Below are 22,468 nucleotides of genomic sequence, written 5' to 3'. Positions count from 1 at the left end.
TATTGATTTGAAGAAAAGATTATAATCTTATATTATAATTAAGGAAGAGGTGAATAAATGCAACAGGGTCAAATGGCTTATGACAGAGCAATAACAGTATTTTCTCCTGATGGGAGATTATTTCAGGTCGAGTATGCAAGAGAAGCAGTAAAGAAAGGTTCAACAGCCCTTGGTATAAAATTCAAGGACGGCGTATTGCTTTTATCAGAAAAGAAGGCAAGAAGCAGGCTTGTAGAGAAGAATTCATTGGAAAAAATTCAGCTTGTAGATGACAATGTTGCAACTGTAACATCGGGTTTAGTTGCTGATGCAAGGGTGCTTATAGATTTTGCAAGGGTTGGAGCACAGCAGGAAAAGGTAACATATGGCTCACTCACAAATATAGAAAACCTTGTGAAAAAAGTGGCCGACCAGATGCAGCAGTACACACAATTTGGAGGCGTCAGGCCGTACGGAGTATCTATCATATTTGCTGGTACAGACACAATAGGCCCGAGGTTATTTGATTGTGACCCCGCTGGAACAATAAATGAATATAAATCAGTGGCTATTGGTGCAGGGAAGGATGCAGTTACCGATTATATTGAGAAGGAATACAAGGACGACATGAGCCTTGAAGACACAATAAAACTTGGAGTAGCAGCCCTTAAATCAGCACTTGCAGATGCAAGCTCAATGAAAGAGCCTGAAATCGCTTCAATAAAAGTTGGTGAGACTTTCCACGTTTATACAAATGAGGAAGTGTCAAAATACCTTAACTAAATTGTAAATGCAAAATAATTCCATGAACATTTCCCTTTATCAGGGAAAACGATTTAATTTTTAATTTTCTTGATTTAAAATAACAGTTTTATACTCAATTAATATAACATATAGGTTAAAGTGATTTCAGTTATTCTTGGTTTGCAGTTTGGTGATGAGGGGAAGGGTAAAATTACTGATTTTGTCAGCAGAGATTATGATGAAGTTGTACGTTTTAATGGCGGCAGCAACGCAGGGCATACGGTTGTCATAAAGGGTGAAAAATTTAAATTCCATCTCGTCCCATCGGGGGCAATGCAGAGCAATAAAGTCATACTTGGAAATGGAATGGTCATAGATCCGGAAGAACTTGTATCCGAACTGGACCTGCTTAAAAAATCCAAGAAAGATATAGAAATAAAAATCAGTGCAGGCGCACACATAGTTACCAAAATGCATAAATGCCTTGACAAGAAAGAGGAAGAAATCAGGTCTAAATTAAATATAGGCACAACGTCCCAGGGCATCGGCCCCACATACGAGGATAAGTATGCAAGAACCGGAATACGCTTTATAGACCTGTCGAATCCAGAAATTATTGAAGACAAAATTGAAACAATATACAATATGAAGAAACAACTGTTAAAGGGCAGCATATTTGAAAATCCTGAAGAAAGGGCTAAAATGGTTAAAGACCTTTGTGGTTTTGGCAATTCAATCATGCAATATATGGATTATACAGAGAATGTTATAAACAACGATTACCGCCTTGGCAAAAATATACTTTTTGAGGGTGCCCAGGGGGGAATGCTGGATATAGATTTTGGGATCTATCCATTTGTCACATCTTCAAACACGCTTGCAGGAGCACTATCAACCGGGTCTGGATTCTCTTTCAGAAAGGTTGACCGTGTTATCGGAGTTTTCAAGGCCTATACATCCAAGGTTGGTTCAGGGCCATTCCCCTCGGAAATAATAGGGGACAGCACATTGAGGGATTTAGGCAGTGAATACGGTACAACTACAGGCAGGCCAAGGAGAGTCGGCTGGCTTGACCTCCCATTGTTAAAGTATACCATAATGATGAACGATGTTGACTCTTTAGCCATTACAAAGGTAGACATACTGGGGAAAATGAAAACAATAAAGATAGCAACAAACTATACAATAGATGGCAAGGAAATTGACTATTTTCCGAGAAGGCTGGAGGATTTTGAGAAGTTGCATGTTGATTATGTGGAGTTACCCGGTTGGGGCGACATAGAAAACCCTGATGATATAATTGCAAACGGATACCAGGCACTTCCCCAGAATATGAAAAAATATATTGAGTTCATTGAGGAAAAAACAGGTAAAACCATTGATATTATATCACTTGGGGAAGACCGCAGGATGACAATAACAAAACAAATATTTAATTAATATAATGCGATTATGGCATACAACTTTTAGGCCATTAATTCCAGGCTTATTTGTATGCTCCGATGGTGTAGTCAGGCCAAGCATTCCGGCCTTTCGAGCCGATGACTCGGGTTCAAATCCCGGTCGGAGCACTATAATACAATTTTAATTCTTTAACTAGGAAAATCTAAATCACCTCTCTTTAAATACTTCATATCTGCTTTTTGTAATATAAACATGCAATGATATAATTAATACAGAATATAGATATGCATTTTCACAGTTGGTCTTCCGCATTCTCTGTAAAATTTTATAGTTAAAAATAGCACCAGAAAGGTTAATTTTTAATTTAAAAACACTAATAGATAAACTACCACTGAAACCGTTCATCAATGTTTTCCATTGTTTGTTTTACTTTTAACCATAAATTTTGATCAAAAAGTTATGCACAGGTTTGATAAAAGATATCACCTTCAATTGTGATGTGGGTATAACTTTTTGAGTGATTGTTTTGATGTTGAACTCAAATGCCTATTACACTAGATACCCTGAATTCATTGGTATGTCTCCATGTATTCTTCCTTATTTATAACATTAAACTGTCCCAGCTCTATAATGGCGCAGAGTAGATCTTTAATTTTATTATCAATTGGCCCAATTACATCTACTAATCATAAATTAATTTAATATGGTTAACTTAAAATTCTGAATTTCTCTTACCTATCTAAAGCTTCTACTTTCTTTCTAATCTCAGAAAATACATTGCCTATATTGTTATGATAGTCCTGGTCATTAGAGTATAGTTGTACCATCTCCGCATCTCAGATTTACAGAGAAATTATATGATAAGGCATGCGAAGCGTACGGCCATACCTGATAAGTTTATATTTACACATAATTATGTACGCAACCCTATAAGAGAATTTTGTAGAACCATTTGAAGGAATAGACCCGTGTCAAAACACACAAAAAATGTGTTGGGTGATACTTTACTCTCTCTTCCCCCTTCCCATAATTTTTGTCATGACTGGTAGTGCCTTACCATCGTATATCCAGGTATAATCCCAAAAATCTGTTGTGGTGCATGCATGGTAAGGCAGCAAAAGGACTTTGCTTCCCAATTTAATATCTCCCTGGTCAGGTTTAATTACTGTATGTTCCTCAGACATGGAAACAACTTTCCCAACTATGCCTTTCTGGTTGACGGCAACGGGGTATACTCCCTGATCCAGTGAGATTGACTTATACCCGGCATCGAGGACTATCCTTTTTCCCTGTTTCATACTCATTACCTGTCCAACCACCCCCATTGAAACTTCATCCATGCTACACAGCCCCATCTCCTGGCAATGCATATCATAAAATATATATGTCCCAGGCTGAATTTCAGAAACTTCTTCAAAGTGTGACCATATCTCGGAAGATGGTGTGCCACCAACAGTAAGCACCTTGATATCTGGGTCTGTTTTCTTCAATTTTTGAAAAATATCATGTACTATAACTCGCTCTCTGTTCACCATTTCCTCCCTTTCAACTGCCCTGGGACTATGAACTTGCCCATCATACGCCATTATGCCCTCAACCCTAATATTAGGTAGTTTCTTTAATTCAGAGTGGAACTTTAGAACTTCTTCCGGATCAATTCCACATCTGTCCATTCCTATATTTATATCAATAAGGACCGGTATAACCCGGTTAAGATAGGCTGCGCTTTCGGAAAGATTAGTTGCCCCTTCAAGGCTATCAATAGCAACAGATATTCTGCAGTTATTCTTTGAAAGCCTTGCTATCCTGTCACATTTCCTTTTATCAATCACTTCATTACTGATGAGGATATCTGAAATCCCACCGTTAAACATAACTTCAGCTTCTGCGACTTTTTGAACACAAACGCCGGAAGCGCCCTCCTCCATTTGAAGCTTTGCTAAATAGGGTATTTTGTGCGTTTTTGAATGTGGTCGGAGGGTTTTATGGCCTTTGTTTGCAATTTCCTGGAATTTACGGATATTATCCATTGTCTGGTTAAGGTCTACAGCCATGTAAGGTGTTTCAGAAGTTATTAATAATGCTTGTTCTACGTTCATGGATTACTAATAACATTCAAATATAATAAGCTACTTCTCATATGATTAAAATGCACAAATCTATAGTTGTTGAGGGGTTAGGCCGTGGAGGGCCATATGCACATGCAGTAATTGCTGGAGAGACAGTTTACATATCAGGCCAGACTGGCCAGAATGAAAATAATCAGAAAGACTTCAAGGCACAGTTCAGGGCATCAATGGAGAAGATTGAGAAAATCGCTGAATCCGCCGGGAAATCAACAAAAGATATTGTAAAAATTGGTGTTTATATTAGCGATAAATCCTACTTCAAAGAGATGAACGAAGTATTCGGAGAATATTTCAAGGATTCACCACCGGCAAGGACAACACTGGTTTCCGGTTTTGTTGCTGACGGAATTCTTGTGGAAATAGACGCAGTACTTCATTGATTTTTTTATCAATATAGAATAATTTCAGTATACAGTTATCCTGAAACCACATTTAAATTTTTCACCACTTGCAAGCTCTTTTAGACCCATGCCATTGTTGAAAGCATCTATAGCGCCTGTCAATGGTTCCAGAGCTACAGAATCTTTTCCTGCAAATGTTCCATTGTACACTTCAAAATAAGTCATATTTATTCGTTCAAGTATAATAGTAGAATATTTTGATTCCAATTTCAATGCACCTCCTCCTACAAATGAACTGTCAAGATTAAGTTTTTCGGGGTTATCTATGTCATTGAAACTATAATCCATCAGTTTCCCATCCGGGAATACTCCATCGGGGTAGTTGAGCATCTGTATCCTCTCCTGGTGATGCAGTTTCCATGGACCAGAAGTAATGAAATAAGGGTGTGCACCGATTACCAACGGAGCAGGCATTTCTCCTGTATTAACAACCGAAATGCTGGCGTCAAAAGATCCTTCTATTATGGTGTAAGTAATTTCTACACCTAGAATTGAGGGATATCCAGGGTCATTTATTTCTGTAAATAGGGAAATGGAATTATCATTTCTTTTTTTAACATTCCATTCCTGGCTCCGTGTTAGACCGTGTATGGAATCCCTGTAGTTCCCAACAACATGTGCATTTTTCGGTAAATGATACTCTGTCCCATGGAAAGTGTATTTTGCATCCCTGACAAGGTCTCCGTAAGGCACGAGAATTGGTATTCCTCCTTTAATGTCTACCCCATCTTCTGTTTCTTTTAAAATTTTCTTCCCATTTTTTACTATCTGCCCAACATATGCCCCTCTCCTATAAATTGTAGCAAAGAAATCTTCGGCGCCAACGATCTCAAAATCAGACATAGGATACAATTGCATTATTAGATAATTAATTTATGCGCATTGGGTATGAATAGCCCATCATCATGTATGTAATAAGAAAATAATATACCATAATCTTTTAATAATTCAGGGATATATAACAAAATAGGTGAAAAAAATTGAGACTGTCAAATAAAAATGCAATAATCACAGGCGGTGCTGGGTCAATCGGTTCAGTTGTAGCAAAACGTTATCTTGAAGAAGGTGCCAACGTTCTAATTGTTGACCGCGACCAGAAAGCTATAGATTCTACATTAAATGAACTGGATGGCCAGGGCGATAACTTAACCGGTCTTAAAATTGATGTAACAAGTGAGGAAAGCATCAGGGACACAGTTCAGAAAGCCACTAAAATTTTTAAGAATGGTAAAATAGACATCCTGGCAAACATCGCTGGAATAGGTCCATTTGCAAAATTCCCGGAACTAAAAGTTGAAGACTGGGATAAAACATTGAGTGTGAATCTAAGGGGCACATTTATAACTTCAAAATATGTGGTAGAAAACATGATCGAAAATGGAGGAGGTGTAATTGTTAATATGTCATCCACAAATGGACTTCTTGCTGAGGAAGGATTGGCAGCCTATAATGCTTCAAAGGCAGGTGTCATACTCCTGTCTAAAACGATGGCTCTTGAACTTGCTAAGTATAAAATAAGGGTAAATTCAGTGTGCCCAGGATTTATTAGAACAAAGCTCCAGGATAGTGCAGGATTACCGAAGGACATGATTGACAATTATATATCAAAAATCCCATTGGGTCGTCTTGGAACACCGTTGGATGTTGCCAATGTTTTTGTCTATCTTGCCTCAGATGAATCAGCATTTATCACTGGAACTGAAATAGTAGTGGATGGTGGACAAATCTGCCAGGAATAAGATAATCGTCATCATACCATTCCTGATAAGTGTATAAATAGGCTCAGATAGAGGAATGGTAATACAACTATCTGTTGTCTTTTGATAAATGTTAGATAAACTAATTATATAAAACTAATTTATTGTCAAATCCAAATATTATCGCTATTATAATTTGTATCTATACTTTAGGAACTACAGGTTTTATAATTAGAGCTAGTTGATTTGCAATTTAAATATTTAGTTTTACCTCTATATGATATATATTTATTTACCATATATTTTAAACATTAGATATATAAATGAAACCATTTGTATTTCTAGATTGTAAAAACATTTAAGTAATATAATCAAAATACCCCCGGCATGTCTGAAAGTAATAAAACCAGATCTACTGATAGCACTAGTAAAGAACTAAGTAAGAAATCTATTAGCCTGCTTGGTCTCGTGATCATTTCAATGGCTGGAACCCTAGCAATAATCGGGCCTATGGAAGTCTCGTCATTTGTTGGTTCTGCCGGTCCTGCGGCAATGTGGCCTGTTATTTTGGGATTTTTACTGTTTATTATTGTTTCGCTTCCTATTTTTGAGTATACAAAATTCACAAATTTCGCTGGCGGATACTATGGGCTTGCTGAATTAGGATTCGGTAAAGCTGTTGGCAAATATACTGCCCTATCAAATTATACATTCTATATATTCTGGCAGGTAACCAATTTCTTCGCCATGTCAGCAATAATTGTGGATAGCGTTTACTTACTATACAATTACATGATTCCAATCTGGGGGTGGCTTCTAATTGGTGTAGCCGTATTAATATTAACAAATGTTATGAGTTCCCTGCATCCAAAAATACTCAGCAAGGTACTAATATACATAACGATCGCAACGACTATACTGGTTTTAGGTTTCGTATTTTACGTTATCTTAAAATCACCATACAACAGCGCTTACTATGTTAACCCGCTGAACAGTTATTCAGGTTTTACAGGAATTGCTAAGGGAACTGCAATTTACGGTTTCTTCCTATTCGTGGGATATGGATCGACATTATTTTACTCCGAAGAAGCAAAGAATGGAAGGAAAGATGTTTGGAAGGCTATTTACATTGGTTTAGGTATTTCAGCATTGGTGATTGCACTATCTGCGTATTCTGTAGTTGCTACCGTACCTTCCTCCAAACTTGGAGCTATCTCTTCTTCAACACTTCCAGAACTTGTCTCATGGATTCACTACATTCCAGCACCTGCACTTCTTATATTAAGCTTTATTGTGGTTGTCATATCTATGCTTTCATTCGGGGCTGGTGCCGGGTCGCAAAGCAGGCTTATGTGGTCTATGGCCAGAGACCAGTTCATAGATAGTATCAAGCTCAGGAAGCTTAGTAAAAATAAGACCCCAACCAATGCCATCATACTCCAATTTATCGTCGTAATTGTATTTGCATTCAGTGCTGGAGGGGCTTTAGTGGCAATATACGGATACAGTATTAGCACAATTACAATTGCATGGTTTGCTGCGGGTGCCGGTGGCACAGTAGTATGGTATTTCCACCATTTCATCCCTGAATTTGGACTGTTTCCCTACATAAATAAACATAAAGAACTAAAATATTCTTTTGCCAGGAAATGGATTATTGGAATAGTTGTACCACTTGGCGGAACTGCGCTGTTTGTTTATACATTCTATCTAGGAATTGTATCAGATCTTCTCGAACCATACTTCTCGTTCATGCTTATTGCTGTGGCTGCATTGCTTGGCATAGTTATCTATGTAACTTATAAAGCAAAAACCAATAAACTTGGTGAGAGCACAGTTTCATATATGGCAGCAGAAGCGGAGCAGGTAGAATTATCAAATGATGATGAAACGGATAAGTAATGTACATGTGTAACTATTTCCACCTATTTATATAATTTGTTAAAATATTTTTATAAACTATAATATTATATAATACCAAGATATTTTTTCAAATCTTCGGGGTTTACCATTTTTATCAATTCTTCCACGTTTGAAACAAGCTTATCCCGAAAATTTTTATCAATTCTAATGTTATTTCTATCCGCGGCAATCAAGAGTCCTCCGGTACACACATCATAGCCATGGTAAAACTTTAATTTGCTGTTATAATATTTCTTTACATTTTTTATTAATATATCAGATCCAGTTGTGCCTCCTATAAGCGCCATGGACTTATTGACCAATTTATTATCCAACACGTGTAAGATTTTGGCATCATAACCTGCAGCCTCGTTGATTACCACATTAGATGCCTTATCGCCTTCCAATGCCAGTTTTGAAATATGTGGTGCTAACATTGCTATTTCTCTCTTTGGATGCGCGGTTTCGAATTTATTTATAAGTTCAATGAAATCATTATGAAAGTATGATTCTAACAGTTCGATAAGGGAACTTCCTTCTATAATTCCATCATACTGTTCTTCTGCCATTGTTATGGAACGTTTTCCTATCCAGGATGCTGAACCCTCATCGCCAGCAAACCACCCCCATCCACCAAGTCGATTTATTTCGTTATTATGCTGATATATTGCAATGCTCCCGGTTCCAGGTGCAAAGATTCCACCATCATCGAACAGATGTGCCATCCTATATGCACAGATACCATCGTTTTCCAGAATGTACGGTTTATTAGAGAAGATTCTATCCATTATGGATTTCCCTATTTCATTCGCTTTTTTTGAATCACCAAAACCAGCAATCCCTACAATAAATTTTATATCGTCCTGTTTCCAGTTATGATAAGCACTGCTAATTGCTGAAACAATATTATTTTGAGATTCTTCATGAGGTACAGAAAAATAATTGGATGGACCCGATATCCCGATACTGGTGATTTTATCTTCATTGGAATCATACAGCGCTGCAACTGTTTTTGTTGCACCACCGTCAACAGACATTATTTTCATTTAACCACCTTATGTAATTTTTCCGGCCTGTCCGGGTCAAGGTTTCTATTTAACGCACTATGCATTGCCAGCAACTGTAACATTATTGCATAATAGATGGGGAATAATTCACTATTTATGCTACTGGAGATGTAATCATCCAGCAATATAATATTGTCCGTATACTCACTAATTTCCTTATCAGGTCTGTTTCCAATGCATATAACTGTAGTATTTTTGTCTAATGTTTCTATATATCCATGTAGGTATTCCCGAAATGGAAAACCCTCCCCTATAATATTTGCTGTTTCCCTTAGTTTCAATGCACCTTCCAGTGCTATAGTATAATTTAAACCATCACCAAGGACTATGACGTTATCCGTAATACTTTTTGAAATTTCTTTTATTTTTCTGTTGTTTAATATGTCTGTAATGGTATTCTCCAAACCTGCAAAATCAGTTTCTGTATTATTTATTGTGTCCCTAATAATTATTGACGCTAAAAGTGAAGTTGTAAATGATTTTGTAGCCGTTACTGCCTTTTCGGCTCCAGCATTAAGGGATATGAAAACATCAGATAATTCTGTTAATTTTGATTTTGATGAGTTGGTAATTCCTATTACGGTAAATTTTGTTCCACTTGTTGACTCTATTGCGTCTATTAAATCTTTACTTTCTCCGGACTGACTAAAGGCTATAATCAGACCATTTTTATAATCGGAATTGTTTATAATATACTTTAACTGGGAGGACTGGACAGCACGTGAATTTATTGATACCATATCAAGCATTGAGTTCAGATATAATGCTGAATGGTAACTTGTTCCGCTGCCAATTATGAATATAGGATTTTTATTAGATATTAAGTCGCATGCTGCATTAACATTGTCTTTTATCCTTTTTATTGAATTTGAAAATATAGTTTTCTGTTCATTAATTTCATTCTCCAGTTCTGACATGGCACAAAATTAAAGAGCTCTTATTAAAAATTTGGATATTTACATTATGTGCATACTACAATTCTCAACACGTCTATTTATTAATGTTTTTTGCTGTAACATCTTCAGGGAGAAATAATATTTGTCGAGGACATTTCCATCCTGTGTGTTGGGTTTTGTTCTCTGGTTCCTAGGTTTAATCGTATATATTTTATTAACAACGAAGAAAAATATAAAATTTAGCAGATTTATGAAAGCACGCAAGATTTTCGTATATTAGGGCCCAGTGATGGTTTAAATCAACTAACAGGAACATTTATTATTAAATTCACGCAGATAATATTGTGTATGTTACATGAATAGACCCGATTACTGCAACATACTATAAAATAGAATCAGGATACAAGAAATATAAATGCACTCAGATTCATGTATAAAAATAGCACAACAGAAGTTAACCCTCCAATTTTAAGTGCGGCCTTATAATTGTCCCGTGTAGTATATATGATTGATAGTGGTGCAAATCCAATTATAACAGAAATATTCAAATAAACAATGATCAAACCGGCTATACCCAATGGAAACACATCTTTAGTTGCTAATAAATATATACCATATAATGGATAATATAATAAGATTAGTATAGAAAATGTAATTACGGTTGAAAATAAAATTGATTTTTTAGTTGATGATTCTGGAATGTATTTCCTGTATATTAAAAAAAGAATATAAACCAGCATCCTCCATGAAATTATATAAAATATTATTAAATATATAAATCCCATTATTAAACCATATAAATTTACCATTTAAATGCACTACCCCGAAATTATGCACTCTATAAGAGTTATCCATGGCAGCATATATCTGGCTTTTTACGTGTTCCTGGCCCCAAACAATGGCACTCTCCTTTAGGTAATTATATCCCCCTATCTATCTTGCCTCTTTTTTCATATTCTATATATAGTGACACATATGATGATATAAAGATTTCTGTAAATATTGTGTAACAACTAAATGTCCCATTAAAAGGCTCGGAGTTTTGGGTGTATTCAGGGCTCTTGTCTCAAAATTGTAAAAACATAAGACCTAAAAATAATCTTTAATAATGGCATCGTAGGGCACTTTAGTAAAATTTTAATGTTTCACCCTTTAAAACTTTAAATTATTTCTTCTCTTTATAGTCTCTGAATCCACTTTTTGTAACACAAAACGTAGCACCAGTTGATTATATATTTTTAAACCAATAATAATCTCTATACAGTTACCCCTATCCCATGAAATATGCCTGAAGGAAAATTTAAATATTCAAATAAACTTTACTTTAATAAAGTATACTTAATTGATAAAGATGATATTTAAAATAAACAGGAGTTCTGGCGACTTAAAATCTAACGTACATAAATTTATTGACCTTTCAGCACTCTCAACATCAAGCGTAGCACCTGCATTCAGTATTGCAGCATCATACGGTGTAATTGCAATGTACCTTGGGTTCTACTCAATTATGGCAATTATCATCACATTTCCCATATGGCTTGGCGCAGCCATATTGTTTAGAAAATTTAACAGATTATACCCCAGCGCAGGTGCATCATATCACTGGGGAAATAAGATCGTATCAAAGAGGTACGGTTCTTTGCAGGCATGGATAATCACCCTTGCATATTTTTTTTCAATTCCACCAATAGTGATACCCGCAGGTGAATATACAGCAGTGTTGCTCTATAATACTGGAATAATAAGCTATTCAATATATAGCAGTACAATAACCATATTCCTGCTCGGCAGTGCATGGATTTTAATTACGCTTGTAGCATCTATAATGGGTGCAAGGCCAACTGCAAGGCTCACAGAAATCTTTCTCGTACTGGAGTTATCCATAATTGCCGTTTTCATTATAATAGCAATCTATTTTTTGCCCGGGCATACTGTAAATACGGTTTCTCCTGCCTGGTTTATAGGTTTTGGCGCTCTATTAAAGAATCCATATAAATTTATGCTGGCTTTCCCCATAATAGCCACAATAATGGACGGGTGGGAAATAGATTCATATGCATCTGAGGAGTCGTTTAATAGGGAAAAATGGCCAGGAACTACAGGAATTATAGGGCTTATCGCAGTATTCGCCATTTACCTGGTTACAATGACACTGATGGATATTGAGACACCTATAAGCCTTCTATCAGCTAGTCTGGACCCCCTTGCCACCTGGTCCCATTACATAATTCCACAATATTCATTTGTTATGGATATTGCCGTTATCGCCTCTACTGCAAGTTCGCTGTGGTTGACAACCTATATACTCAGCAGGGCATGGTACGCTATGTCCCGCGAGCATCTCCTTCCAAAGCAATTCGGATATATTAATAAAACAAGGAAAAGCCCATATGCTAATCTTATTATAATTATGATAGCGGCTGAATCAATAAATGCAGTCATGCTTTTTGTGCCATCAATAGAAAGTTTCTTTGCACAGTTGCTGTCAATATCTGGAATATTTCTTATGATGGAATTCGGAATAGATTCCCTGACAGGCATATATCTTTATTCACACAGGAAAAATATCAATATGAAACACATCTATCTCGGGATTTCCATCTTTTCATTTACCGGATTTTTTGTTATGATCATGTTTGGAATCATTACAAATACTTTATTTATAATACTTATTATAATATTGATAATTCCCGGTATCCTGATTATGTTTAAAAATAATCAAAAGATAATACCGGATTAAAAAAGAAAATAATTTTATTCTCCCGGTATTCCTCCCATTCCTTTATGTAGCTGTTCGGGCGGTTAATGCTTCCTGCCGTAGAAGTAATAAAGTGTTATTCCAAGAAGCACTATAGCTACCCCTATGCCAATATAAGCTCCGGTAAGTTCTGTATGAACCGGTACAACGTTTGTGCTCGAAAGGTCAATAGTGTACGTATAGCCGGTTGAGGTATAAGTTTCATTTAACGGGGTTGTTCCACTTTTAACATGCATATCGTAAACATTTATATTCAAACCTAATATGACATTTGTGGCGGAGTTGATATATATTGTGCCTGTTATATTCTTATATGAAGCCGCAGTTGATGGTGTTGCCTGATTCACTATTTCATGCTCAGATATAACATATTCCGTGGCCTTTACTGTTCCAAATGCGGTTTTGTAGTATGAAAAATTAATAGTTTTTGAATAGTTAACTGTATAGTTGTAGTTTCCATATAATCCATTAAAATTTCCCCCACTCATTGGAATTAAGACTGTCACACTTTTGGAAGAATTGCTGACATATGTGGGCACCATATATTTTGCATCACTTATGGGTACATTGGTATATGAGGACATTCCATTGCTTGTCGGAACAGTTATATTTGCTACTGTGTTGTTTGAACTGCTTACAGATACATTATAATAATATGTGGCAGGGCCAGTAGTAGAATTGCTTATGGTTGTTTTTCCTATGCCATTTGAGTGTGAGTATTCCTGGGAATAAGCGTATCCTGATGTACTGCAAATGTAATTCATTGATGACCCACTGGCCAAATATGCAGGGGTGTTTCCCGGGCTTGCTGCTGCGGATAATGGCATGCCTATCATAAGAGCTGCCGTTATTACCGTGGCTACAATCAATAAACTTTTCCTATTTACAGTTATCATAGAGGCAATACATTTACGGGGTATATAAATTTATGTACAGGAATATGTATTATACTCTCTGCATGCAATAGGAGTCTATATTGACTTGAATACCATGAACCTACTTGCACATTCTGACTATCATGTAGAAAAACAATTTAATTAACCAACCTGGATAACAAATCCACACAACATGGTAAAATAAACATGGCCGTTTTAATCATTACAAATTTCTAAGGGGAGTCTAAAATCATAAAAATATGATTTATAATAGGCATGTTTAAATTATAAATAAAGCTGTTACCTTAAGCTGTAACAGCTGTGTTGTTATCAAAACTCTTGAATTTCCTTGAGTTTCTCAATCTCCGGTTAAATTCGAATATCGCAGGCTTCATGTAGTTGTCTATGTAATCAAGAATATCAAAATCAGAATCCCCCGCCTCAAGGAATACCATAGACGCAAGGTATGGCATCAATGTTTTCAGGTCCAGTATACTTAGATCATTGTCTTGCCATATGTTCCCGATTTTCTCTCCTATGGCCTCAATCTCTGAAAACCTGTCCATACTGATATCGCCCCCCTTGAAGGCGTATCCACTTTCAACTTTCCGTCCCTCTTTTTCCCTAGAAACCTGGCTTGTATCATTGTTCGCAGTCATTTCTACCACCTCCAATAAATACAAAGCAATAGGTAATTTTAAACTTCTATAAAAATTTTTCTCTTCAAGAAATCTAACACGAATCGTCTCAATAAATAGAATAGCAGTATACATGCATATTTATCATAAAATATGGTTTTCCTGAAAATTAAATGGGCCTGGCCGGATTTGAACCGGCGATTTCTTCCGTGTGAGGGAAGCGTCATAACCACTGGACCACAAGCCCCTTAGTCTGTATCTGTTTTTAGTTATTAATTTTTTAGGGTTTTATCGGCAGCGCAGTAAAGGTAAGCGCAAACATTACCAGGCAGAAGACTGCTATCCCGATATCAACTCTGGATATTTTCTCGCAATCATTCAGGGCTGGCGGATGGGCCATCCCCATAAAGATAACGAATAGGGCAAGGAAAAGCCAGCCTATATAATGATATGTTATCGTTAGATAAAACAGGAACCCTATGAAGATATACCCTAATATATATGACCTCGGGCCAAGTATGCCCCTGGCAATATGCCCTCCATCCAGCTGCCCTGCCGGTATAAGGTTCATTGCAGTTGCAAACATGCCTACCCACACAGCAAAAACCATGGGGAATATGGGGACATTGGAAGGTTCAACTATTCCAAATATGTGGTAAATTTCAGGGTAATTTAAAATGAACGGTATGTAATTGCCTATTGGCTTGAAAATGCCCTCCAGGTACTGGGCAAGAAATAGGAGGGGAACAGCCGCCAGGAAACCAGCTATAGGGCCCGCTGCACCTATTTCTGCCATTGCCTTTCGTGTGGGGACAGGATCCCTGAGTGAAACAAATGCTCCGAACGTCCCTATTAAATATGGAAACGGAATAAAAAATGGCAGTGATGCATTAACCTTATACCTCCTTGCAACAATATAATGTGCAGTTTCATGTATTCCCAGTATAAACATCAATGGAAGTGAAAAGAAAACAAATCCGTAAAGCAGTTTATATTCCTCTGCGAATGTGCCGGGATGTACAAAGCTGCTGGCATATATAGAACCAACATATATTGTTGATGCCAGTGTGAGTATAAGCATAATAAGATTAACTTTGTTGCTCCTATACGAAGCTTTAGGGCGTATTCCCACTTCAACGTAATGCTCAACATCCAGTACCAGAAACGGTATGTACCCCATAGGTACCAGAATTTTCCTTAATTCGTCAAACTGTGTGTTTATGTCAGGATTGTCGCTGTCGAAAAAAAGGAATTTCATGCTTGCAGGGTTGGCAAGAACCTCGTAGGTATTGATTTTAGATTTTACTATATCAATAACCTTATCCATATTTTCATTTTCAACCCTTACACTTTGAAACACAACAGCACCTTCATCAACATCTTATTTATCCATATAAGCTAGCAATAATGTAGATATGGTTTTAAAACTTTACGCCTATATAATTTTTACAATAGATTTCAGGATAAATATTTGCCTGCCCTATGGACTTTGCAGTTCTGGCAAACAGGCACACATATGGAAAGATTTATTTTTGAATGAAATATATTGTTATTTATATGGATACATTTTCAGATTTTATGAATTATCTTGACAGGAACAGTGATTCAATGAAAAAGGATTTGAAACTGGACAAAACGTCAAGCATATACAAATTTTACCGTGACCTTTTTAATTCCAATTATATTAAATTTAAGCCATCGGACCCTGGAAAAATAGATGCTGCTGCAACAGACAGTTCTGAATTTCTCAGGATGCTTTACAATGGAAAAAATATTGTGATTGTCAGGGCATTTACCCTTTACAACAATGAGGTAACATCGGATTTTCATGCTGACCTCGTTGCCGTTGACCCTGTGGATCAGAGAAATTTTACCATACTTCTTATGGAGCATTCAGAACATAAGTCAATGTTAAAGTTTCTTGATGAACATTCTCCTGAATATCTCTTTGTTGATGGATCTTTAAAGGGGAGATTGTCGCACAGGATAGAAACGCTTCCAATAGAAAAATATGAGAATTTTATGTATGAATACATGAAAACATTGAAGGAACTTATAAGAAAATCCTACGAGAAAGGCACAACACTCATATTTATGGCAAAGAGCAGCTATACTGAATGCTTTAAAAAGTACCTTCTGGAAACTGCACGCAACGATCCAGAAACTATGAAAATAAAAGAAAAGGAATCTGGAATTTACAGAAATGACCATTACCTGATAAAATCATTTGCAGAGGAAAGTGGATATACAACTCCCGTGATGTACAGGAAGAATCTGGAAGGTACGGATATAAATTATGTTTCCTTTGATATCCTGCCAGACCCTGTAGATTTGCCCATAAAGGTGCAGGTATTGTCAAAGGGCTTTATAAAAGAGGACCTTGACCGCAAGCCATACAACCTGGACGAGAAAATAATAAATATATTATTTTATGGTTATACGGGGTATAAGGTTTACAACCTCTGGCTGGTTGATGTGGACAAGAAGGTCAAATTCAGGTCCGTTGAAATGGAGAAGATATATATGAGGGCACTGGAAAGAAAACTGGGAATACCATTTTATGAAACAAGGGGTGAAAGGCGTGCAAGAATCAGAGCTTAAGATAGGTTACACAATCGGTGAAAATACTTCAGGAAGGTTCCAATTTGTCATATCGGATGATAGCGATATAAAAAAATGGGAATATGTTTACCTGAAAATTAAAAATGAGATAGTAATAGGAAGGATTGAGGAAATAAAATCTAAAAGTGAATTAATGAATGATGGCATGGACTACCAGAGCATTGATAAATATGCAAAAACCGGGATGAATGACTTTGTCAATATATGCATATCCACAATACTTGGAAAACTAAAGGATGGTTATCTCGCCCAATCAAGGGAAATAGTAAAGCCTGGTATGCCTGTATACCCGGCAAGTGATGAAATACTTCAGAAAGTATTCTCCTTTAACATGGAAGAATCATTGAATATAGGATCGTTGCCGGACAACAATGTGAATGTTTCACTTAACGTGAATGGATTGCGCAGGCATCTTGCTATATTGGCACAGACTGGAGCCGGGAAAAGCCATACGGCATCTGTAATAATGGAAGAGTTACTTAAAAAAGGCGCATCTATAATAGTGCTTGACCCACATGCAGATTATGTATTCATGAAAAAAGGTGTAGATGGGAAATTTTACTCTGAGGGCATCAGTGTATTCAGGACGCCACTGAGCACAGGGCGGTATACAAACAACGATGTGGGCATAATAAATAATTTCACGATAAGATTCAGCGACCTTACCCCGGACGACGTAAAGGGAATAATGGATATAAAGGAGGGCTATACAAACCTTATTTCCATAGTTGATGACATATACAAGAAAATGAAGGGAAAGAAGGACCTGAACGATTTCCTTGAAACTGCTGAATCACTCCCGGCGGAAGACTATAAGAAAATCCGCGGAAGGCTAACATTCCTGAAAAAAATTAAGGACATATTCCAGGATTATACAACCGGGATAAATGATTACCTTGGCCCTGGAAAGATGTCTGTAATGGATTTATCCGGCATGGACCAGTTCCTGGCAAATTACTTCTCTTACCGGGTGCTCTCTTCCATTTACGATGTTAAATTATCATCTGAATTCAAATATCCTGTATTCGTTTTCATTGAAGAGGCACATAATTTTGTTCCGCCCAGAAGCAATAGCAACATAGCAAAAATGATAAAGAAGATTGCAGGTGAGGGCAGAAAATTCGGAATATTTCTTGTGGTCATTACCCAGCGCCCGGGAAAAATAGATGCAGATGTGCTGAGCCAGTGCAATTCCCAGATAATACTACGTGTTACCAACCCCTCGGACCAGAATGCCATACTGGAAAGCAGTGAGAACATCACAGGCTATCTGATGGAAGACCTTCCATCCCTTGACACTGGAGAAGCCATAATAGTTGGGGAAATTGTCAAAATGCCAGCTATTGTCAAAATCAGAAACAGGGAAACCATGGCAGGTGGGTCAGATATTGACGTAATAACACTGCTCAGGGAAGCCAGGGAAGAGGTAAGGAAGAAGAATGACCCTTCAGAAATACGGAAAAAGACAAAGGACCTCCTGGGTGAATTTTAATGGCACGATTTCTCCATTTATCAGATACACATCTGGGATACCGCCAGTATATGATGGATTTGCGGGAAGAAGATTTCTATGAATCATTCAATGAGGCAATAGATTTCGGCCTTGAGGAAAATGTAGATTTTTTTGTCCATACCGGAGATTTATTCGATACATGGTCACCTTCAAACAGGGCAATGAATGAATTTAAGAAAGCAATGATAAAGCTTTATAAAAAAAATAAAACAATGTACCTGATAATGGGGGACCATGACCGGCCCAAAAGAACGGATGAGGTAGCTTCCAGAATATTTGATTTTCTGGGAGTAAAGCTCCTTGGAACCGAGGAGTTGCAGAGCATCGTAATAAATTATGGTGGTGAAGACATATTGCTTTCCGGTATATCAAACATGAAAGGGCTAAGGAAAAACAATCTTGTGGAGCAATATAGAAAGGCCGATGTTGAAGCAAAATCGTATAAAAATTCCATAATGATGTCGCACCAGGGCGTTTCACCATATCTTATACCGGAAGCCTGTGAGGTAGATTCTAAAGACCTTCCTGTTAATTATAAATACCTTGCATTTGGCCATGTACATGATTCTTATTTAATAACAGATAAATATCCGGTATTTTCATATGCAGGGTCTACTGACCTGAACAGCACAAATGAAATTAAAAATTTTTTAAGGAACGGGAAATCAGTAAACCTTGTAGACATAGAAAATGGAAAAATAGATGCACAGAGGGTAAAACTGAAATCTACAAGATACCTGAATGCTGTAAACACCAATTATGCCAGCTATATGGACGATATGCAAAAAATACTGAAAACTCCGGGAATAAACGGCAAAGAGCCGCTTATATCATTAACTATCCACGGGGACGCAGACCGGGATGATGTAAAAGCAAACCTGCTGCTACTTAAAAACGTCATAATAAGAGGGCCTGTGTTTGAAAAAGAGGTTAAAAGCATTGAGGAAAAACCCAATATGTCAAAACTGCAGGATTACTTCAAAGCCTATTTCAAAGATGACCAGATGGCATCACTGGCTGAAAATATATTTAACTCAATAAAGAATGAGGACAATGAAACATCCTACAGGTTAATAAGGGAGATAATGCAGGTGGAATAATGATTATAGAATCCATAAAAATTATAAATTTTCTATCACACGAGAATACTGAAATAACCTTTGAACAGGGCATTAATATAATCACAGGAAAGAACGGTGCCGGAAAAACCAGCATACTTGACGCAATAAAATTCGCATTATTTGCTGAGTCAAGGAATAATGAAAAAAACAATGAATTGATAAAAAAGGGAAAGAATTATTTCGAAATTACATTGAATTTCAATGTAAATGGTGAACATTACGAAGTATACCGGCACTTCGGCCTTAAGAAGGCAAAAAATGCAGAAAGGCTTGCATCTGTTAAAAAGAACGGTGTAATAGTAGCTGAAACATATGAAGGTGTAAACGTTGAGATAACAAAAATTTTGAATGTTTCAAGGGAAGTATTCAAAAATTCAGTATTTGTAGAGCAGGGGCAGATGGATTCATTAATCTCCGGCACCCCGAAGGAACGGAAAACAATTTTTTCCGATATAATAGGGCTCACATCACTTTCAAGGAGCGCTGACCGGCTCAGGGAAATCATTGGTGCATTCAGGGAAGAAATGATCCTGCTTCAAAACTCCAGTGAGAGGCTTGATCAGGCAAAAAAAGATATTGAAAAGTTTAAGGAAGAGAAAAAAACAGCATTTGAATCCATGTCCCGGGCTAAAATTGAATCCGAAAAATATTACGGGGAACTGGAAGAATTAAAGGCAAAACAGAAAGAAAGAGATCGGTATATAACTGTTATAGAAAATATAAAAGCCAATATTTCAAAATATCTGGATGAGATAAAAGAGAGGGAGGGCCAATCAGTGGAATTATCTGCAAAAATTTCTGAAATCACTTCAATCGAGAAAAGGGTAACAGAACTTCAGGAGAATCCATATTATAAAAAAATGGATTTTATTAACCGGTATTTTCTGGAGAAATCGGGAATGGACAGTGCAGCAAAGGACATGGAAAAAGCTAATAAAAGACTATCAGAATATTCTGATTACGCCGGAAAACTTGAAAAGCTTTCGGAATACCATAAAAAGTATTCGGATATGCACGATAAATATACACTGAACAGTGAAAAAATAAAGGAAAGCAGGAAAATGCACGAGGAATACCTGAGTGCATCCAGCAACATTCAATCAATGGTAGATAGATTGAATAAAATGAAAAATTATGTTGACAATTATTTAAAATCCTCCGGCTTGAGCCTGGAAGATATACAAAATTTCAGGCCAATCAGGGAAAAAATCAACAGGGAAATTTCAGAAAAAACATCCAGAATCTCGGAAATAAAATCAAACGTGGCATCATACAGCAAAACCCTTACTGAGGTCAGGGAGAATATGGAAACACTGAAAGGCAAAAGCACATGCCCCCTGTGTGGCACAAACCTGACTCCGGATCATATGGAATCAATATCTAAAGAATATGACGAAAAAGCAGGACAAATTATTGGTGACATAGAAAAATTGAAACTGGAGAAAAACTCAGTTGAATCTGATCAGGAGAAGCTTAAGGACAGGTATAAAATTTTTGGAAGCCAGGAAATTGAAACTGCAGCATCCTACATTAACGAAATCAAATCTTTAGAAACTGAGAAGAAAGAGCTGGAAAATACCATTGAAAACGCATCTAAAGGGCATGAATTATTCAATGTACTTTCGGCGGAAAACGAGAATCTGGAAAAAGCCATAAAAGAACTGCAGCAATATGAAAATGAATATATCAGATACAGCAGCATAATCTCCGGTATGGACCCCGGGGCAATCAAAAAAGAAATTGAAGCAGCAGGAGAATCATTTACCACATTTAAAAACAGGATAAATGAACTGCTATCTCAAATTGGCTTTGTGCCGGAATATAATGAATATCAGAATACAGGCAAAATCTCTTCTGAAATCAATCGCCTTAAAACTGAAGTAGAACGGTCCAGGGAAATGAAATCAAAACTGGAATCGATTAAGGATGAAATCGAGAATAGGAAGAAATCTATTGAAGGATTGCGTATTGAAATGGAAAATAAACAATCGGCAATGCATCAGTATGATGGCATAGATGAACAGGCCGGTAATATAGAATCCCGGTATAAGTCTGCATACCAGGAAAACATAAAAATGAAGACACTGGTGGACTCATATACAGAACGGATAGAGGAAACAGAGGAAAATGCTAAAAATCTTGAACAGGATGCAGAAAAATATAAAAAGACCAGGGAAGCTATATCAACACTGGGGAAAATAAGGGAAGCCTTTGATTACAATGGCATACAGTCCATAATCAGAAAAGACGCATCCGCTTCCATGACCAACCTCACAAGAAAGTATCTACAATCATTCAACCTGGATTTTGATGACATTTCCATAGATGAAAATTTTGACATTAAAGTCACCCAGAACTCTATGGAACAGACCCTTGAATCACTCAGCGGGGGAGAAAAAACAGCACTGGCAATAGCAATACGATTGTCCGTAACAGAATACGTCCTGGAAATAATAAGCATCATAATTATGGATGAGCCAACAAATTTTCTGGATGAGGACAGGAGGAACAATTTGAAAGATATTATATTATATTCATTGAAAGGCGAAAACATAGTGCCACAGATGATAATGATCACGCACCACAGCGAATTGATATCCGTTGCAGATGCATCCTATGAAATAATAAAAACTGCAGGAACGTCGAGGGTTATCTCATCATAGGCAGCAAACTTCTAAAAATTCAATAAACATAAAATATCTTTATAGTATTATTGAGAATC

At 36.8% G+C, this 22,468-nt stretch carries 17 protein-coding genes and 2 tRNA genes; 11 read left to right on the top strand and 8 right to left on the bottom strand.

Annotated features, from left to right (window positions below):
* The first annotated feature begins 57 nt into the window (after nt 1-57).
* The 3 genes from psmA (at nt 58) to fad_RS07785 (ending at nt 2,294) form a co-directional block, all read left to right on the top strand.
* The gene (psmA, locus tag fad_RS07795; RefSeq protein WP_019841472.1) at nt 58-762 is read left to right on the top strand and encodes an archaeal proteasome endopeptidase complex subunit alpha; all 705 of its coding nucleotides are present in this window, start codon (nt 58-60) and stop codon (nt 760-762) included.
* A 120-nt stretch (nt 763-882) separates the two neighbouring features.
* Nucleotides 883-2,163 carry an adenylosuccinate synthase gene (locus fad_RS07790; RefSeq protein WP_081142967.1) on the top strand — a complete coding sequence of 427 codons (1,281 nt, stop codon included), beginning with the start codon at nt 883-885 and terminating at the stop codon, nt 2,161-2,163.
* 56 nt (nt 2,164-2,219) lie between these two features.
* A tRNA-Glu gene (locus fad_RS07785) sits at nt 2,220-2,294 on the top strand.
* 837 nt (nt 2,295-3,131) lie between these two features.
* Here fad_RS07785 and fad_RS07780 read toward each other — a convergent pair.
* Nucleotides 3,132-4,226 carry an alanine racemase gene (locus tag fad_RS07780; RefSeq protein ID WP_081142966.1) on the bottom strand — a complete coding sequence of 365 codons (1,095 nt, stop codon included), beginning with the start codon at nt 4,224-4,226 and terminating at the stop codon, nt 3,132-3,134.
* A 41-nt stretch (nt 4,227-4,267) separates the two neighbouring features.
* On the opposite strand from fad_RS07780, the gene fad_RS07775 reads away from it, so the two are divergent.
* Entirely contained in the window at nt 4,268-4,636 is a 369-nt protein-coding gene (locus fad_RS07775) for a RidA family protein (RefSeq protein ID WP_081142965.1), read from the top strand.
* A gap of 24 nt (nt 4,637-4,660) precedes the next feature.
* Here fad_RS07775 and fad_RS07770 read toward each other — a convergent pair whose 3' ends face one another.
* Entirely contained in the window at nt 4,661-5,500 is an 840-nt protein-coding gene (locus fad_RS07770) for an aldose 1-epimerase (protein ID WP_196795596.1), read from the bottom strand.
* Between the two features lie 137 nt (nt 5,501-5,637).
* On the opposite strand from fad_RS07770, the gene fad_RS07765 reads away from it, so the two are divergent.
* Both fad_RS07765 and fad_RS07760 read left to right on the top strand, forming a co-directional pair.
* Entirely contained in the window at nt 5,638-6,396 is a 759-nt protein-coding gene (locus fad_RS07765; RefSeq protein ID WP_081142963.1) for an SDR family NAD(P)-dependent oxidoreductase, read from the top strand.
* A 345-nt stretch (nt 6,397-6,741) separates the two neighbouring features.
* Nucleotides 6,742-8,256, top strand: a complete 1,515-nt coding sequence (locus fad_RS07760; RefSeq protein WP_081142962.1) for an APC family permease — start codon at nt 6,742-6,744, stop codon at nt 8,254-8,256.
* A gap of 65 nt (nt 8,257-8,321) precedes the next feature.
* Here fad_RS07760 and fad_RS07755 read toward each other — a convergent pair whose 3' ends face one another.
* Both fad_RS07755 and fad_RS07750 read right to left on the bottom strand, forming a co-directional pair.
* Nucleotides 8,322-9,302, bottom strand: a complete 981-nt coding sequence (locus tag fad_RS07755; RefSeq protein ID WP_081142961.1) for a BadF/BadG/BcrA/BcrD ATPase family protein — start codon at nt 9,300-9,302, stop codon at nt 8,322-8,324.
* Complete coding sequence (locus tag fad_RS07750) at nt 9,299-10,240, bottom strand: SIS domain-containing protein (RefSeq protein ID WP_081142960.1); 942 nt, start codon at nt 10,238-10,240, stop codon at nt 9,299-9,301. The genes fad_RS07755 and fad_RS07750 overlap by 4 nt, the downstream gene beginning before the upstream one ends.
* A 1,330-nt stretch (nt 10,241-11,570) precedes the next feature.
* On the opposite strand from fad_RS07750, the gene fad_RS07740 reads away from it, so the two are divergent.
* A complete protein-coding gene (locus fad_RS07740; protein ID WP_081142958.1) occupies nt 11,571-12,959 on the top strand; it encodes an APC family permease in 1,389 nt (462 codons plus the stop codon).
* Between the two features lie 62 nt (nt 12,960-13,021).
* Here the strand turns inward: fad_RS07740 and fad_RS07735 are convergent, their stop codons facing one another.
* The 4 genes from fad_RS07735 to fad_RS07720 all read right to left on the bottom strand — a co-directional run bounded on the left by fad_RS07735 (nt 13,022) and on the right by fad_RS07720 (nt 15,850).
* The gene (locus fad_RS07735) at nt 13,022-13,873 is read right to left on the bottom strand and encodes a hypothetical protein (RefSeq protein WP_081142957.1); all 852 of its coding nucleotides are present in this window, start codon (nt 13,871-13,873) and stop codon (nt 13,022-13,024) included.
* 284 nt (nt 13,874-14,157) lie between these two features.
* A complete protein-coding gene (locus fad_RS07730; RefSeq protein WP_155951147.1) occupies nt 14,158-14,511 on the bottom strand; it encodes a hypothetical protein in 354 nt (117 codons plus the stop codon).
* 153 nt (nt 14,512-14,664) lie between these two features.
* Nucleotides 14,665-14,737: transfer RNA gene (locus tag fad_RS07725), tRNA-Val, on the bottom strand.
* Between the two features lie 33 nt (nt 14,738-14,770).
* Entirely contained in the window at nt 14,771-15,850 is a 1,080-nt protein-coding gene (locus fad_RS07720; protein WP_196795595.1) for a site-2 protease family protein, read from the bottom strand.
* A 197-nt stretch (nt 15,851-16,047) separates the two neighbouring features.
* On the opposite strand from fad_RS07720, the gene fad_RS07715 reads away from it, so the two are divergent.
* The 4 genes from fad_RS07715 to fad_RS07700 are packed head-to-tail and all read left to right on the top strand — an operon-like array spanning nt 16,048 to nt 22,409.
* Nucleotides 16,048-17,091 carry a DNA double-strand break repair nuclease NurA gene (locus fad_RS07715; protein ID WP_196795594.1) on the top strand — a complete coding sequence of 348 codons (1,044 nt, stop codon included), beginning with the start codon at nt 16,048-16,050 and terminating at the stop codon, nt 17,089-17,091.
* Nucleotides 17,072-18,604 (top strand): helicase HerA domain-containing protein, encoded by a 1,533-nt coding sequence (locus tag fad_RS07710; protein ID WP_081143177.1) that lies wholly within the window; start codon nt 17,072-17,074, stop codon nt 18,602-18,604. The genes fad_RS07715 and fad_RS07710 overlap by 20 nt, the downstream gene beginning before the upstream one ends.
* The gene (locus fad_RS07705; RefSeq protein ID WP_081142954.1) at nt 18,604-19,725 is read left to right on the top strand and encodes a metallophosphoesterase family protein; all 1,122 of its coding nucleotides are present in this window, start codon (nt 18,604-18,606) and stop codon (nt 19,723-19,725) included. Before fad_RS07710 ends, fad_RS07705 begins: the two co-directional genes overlap by 1 nt.
* Entirely contained in the window at nt 19,725-22,409 is a 2,685-nt protein-coding gene (locus tag fad_RS07700; RefSeq protein ID WP_009886705.1) for an AAA family ATPase, read from the top strand. Before fad_RS07705 ends, fad_RS07700 begins: the two co-directional genes overlap by 1 nt.
* The last annotated feature ends 59 nt before the right edge of the window (nt 22,410-22,468 follow it).

It is taken from the genome of Ferroplasma acidiphilum (assembly GCF_002078355.1).
Taxonomy (GTDB): domain Archaea; phylum Thermoplasmatota; class Thermoplasmata; order Thermoplasmatales; family Thermoplasmataceae; genus Ferroplasma; species Ferroplasma acidiphilum.
The sequence above is the reverse complement of the archived record's forward strand: the minus strand, read 5'-3'. Positions and strand labels throughout refer to the sequence as shown.

Coding starts and splice junctions, on each gene's coding strand:
- psmA (WP_019841472.1), top strand. CDS start 58: ATGCAACAGGGTCAAATGGCTTATGACAGAGCAATAACAGTATTTTCT.
- fad_RS07780 (WP_081142966.1), bottom strand. CDS start 4,226: ATGAACGTAGAACAAGCATTATTAATAACTTCTGAAACACCTTACATG.
- fad_RS07775 (WP_081142965.1), top strand. CDS start 4,268: ATGATTAAAATGCACAAATCTATAGTTGTTGAGGGGTTAGGCCGTGGA.
- fad_RS07770 (WP_196795596.1), bottom strand. CDS start 5,500: ATGTCTGATTTTGAGATCGTTGGCGCCGAAGATTTCTTTGCTACAATT.
- fad_RS07760 (WP_081142962.1), top strand. CDS start 6,742: ATGTCTGAAAGTAATAAAACCAGATCTACTGATAGCACTAGTAAAGAA.
- fad_RS07755 (WP_081142961.1), bottom strand. CDS start 9,302: ATGAAAATAATGTCTGTTGACGGTGGTGCAACAAAAACAGTTGCAGCG.
- fad_RS07750 (WP_081142960.1), bottom strand. CDS start 10,240: ATGTCAGAACTGGAGAATGAAATTAATGAACAGAAAACTATATTTTCA.
- fad_RS07740 (WP_081142958.1), top strand. CDS start 11,571: ATGATATTTAAAATAAACAGGAGTTCTGGCGACTTAAAATCTAACGTA.
- fad_RS07735 (WP_081142957.1), bottom strand. CDS start 13,873: ATGATAACTGTAAATAGGAAAAGTTTATTGATTGTAGCCACGGTAATA.
- fad_RS07730 (WP_155951147.1), bottom strand. CDS start 14,511: ATGACTGCGAACAATGATACAAGCCAGGTTTCTAGGGAAAAAGAGGGA.
- fad_RS07715 (WP_196795594.1), top strand. CDS start 16,048: ATGGATACATTTTCAGATTTTATGAATTATCTTGACAGGAACAGTGAT.
- fad_RS07705 (WP_081142954.1), top strand. CDS start 18,604: ATGGCACGATTTCTCCATTTATCAGATACACATCTGGGATACCGCCAG.
- fad_RS07700 (WP_009886705.1), top strand. CDS start 19,725: ATGATTATAGAATCCATAAAAATTATAAATTTTCTATCACACGAGAAT.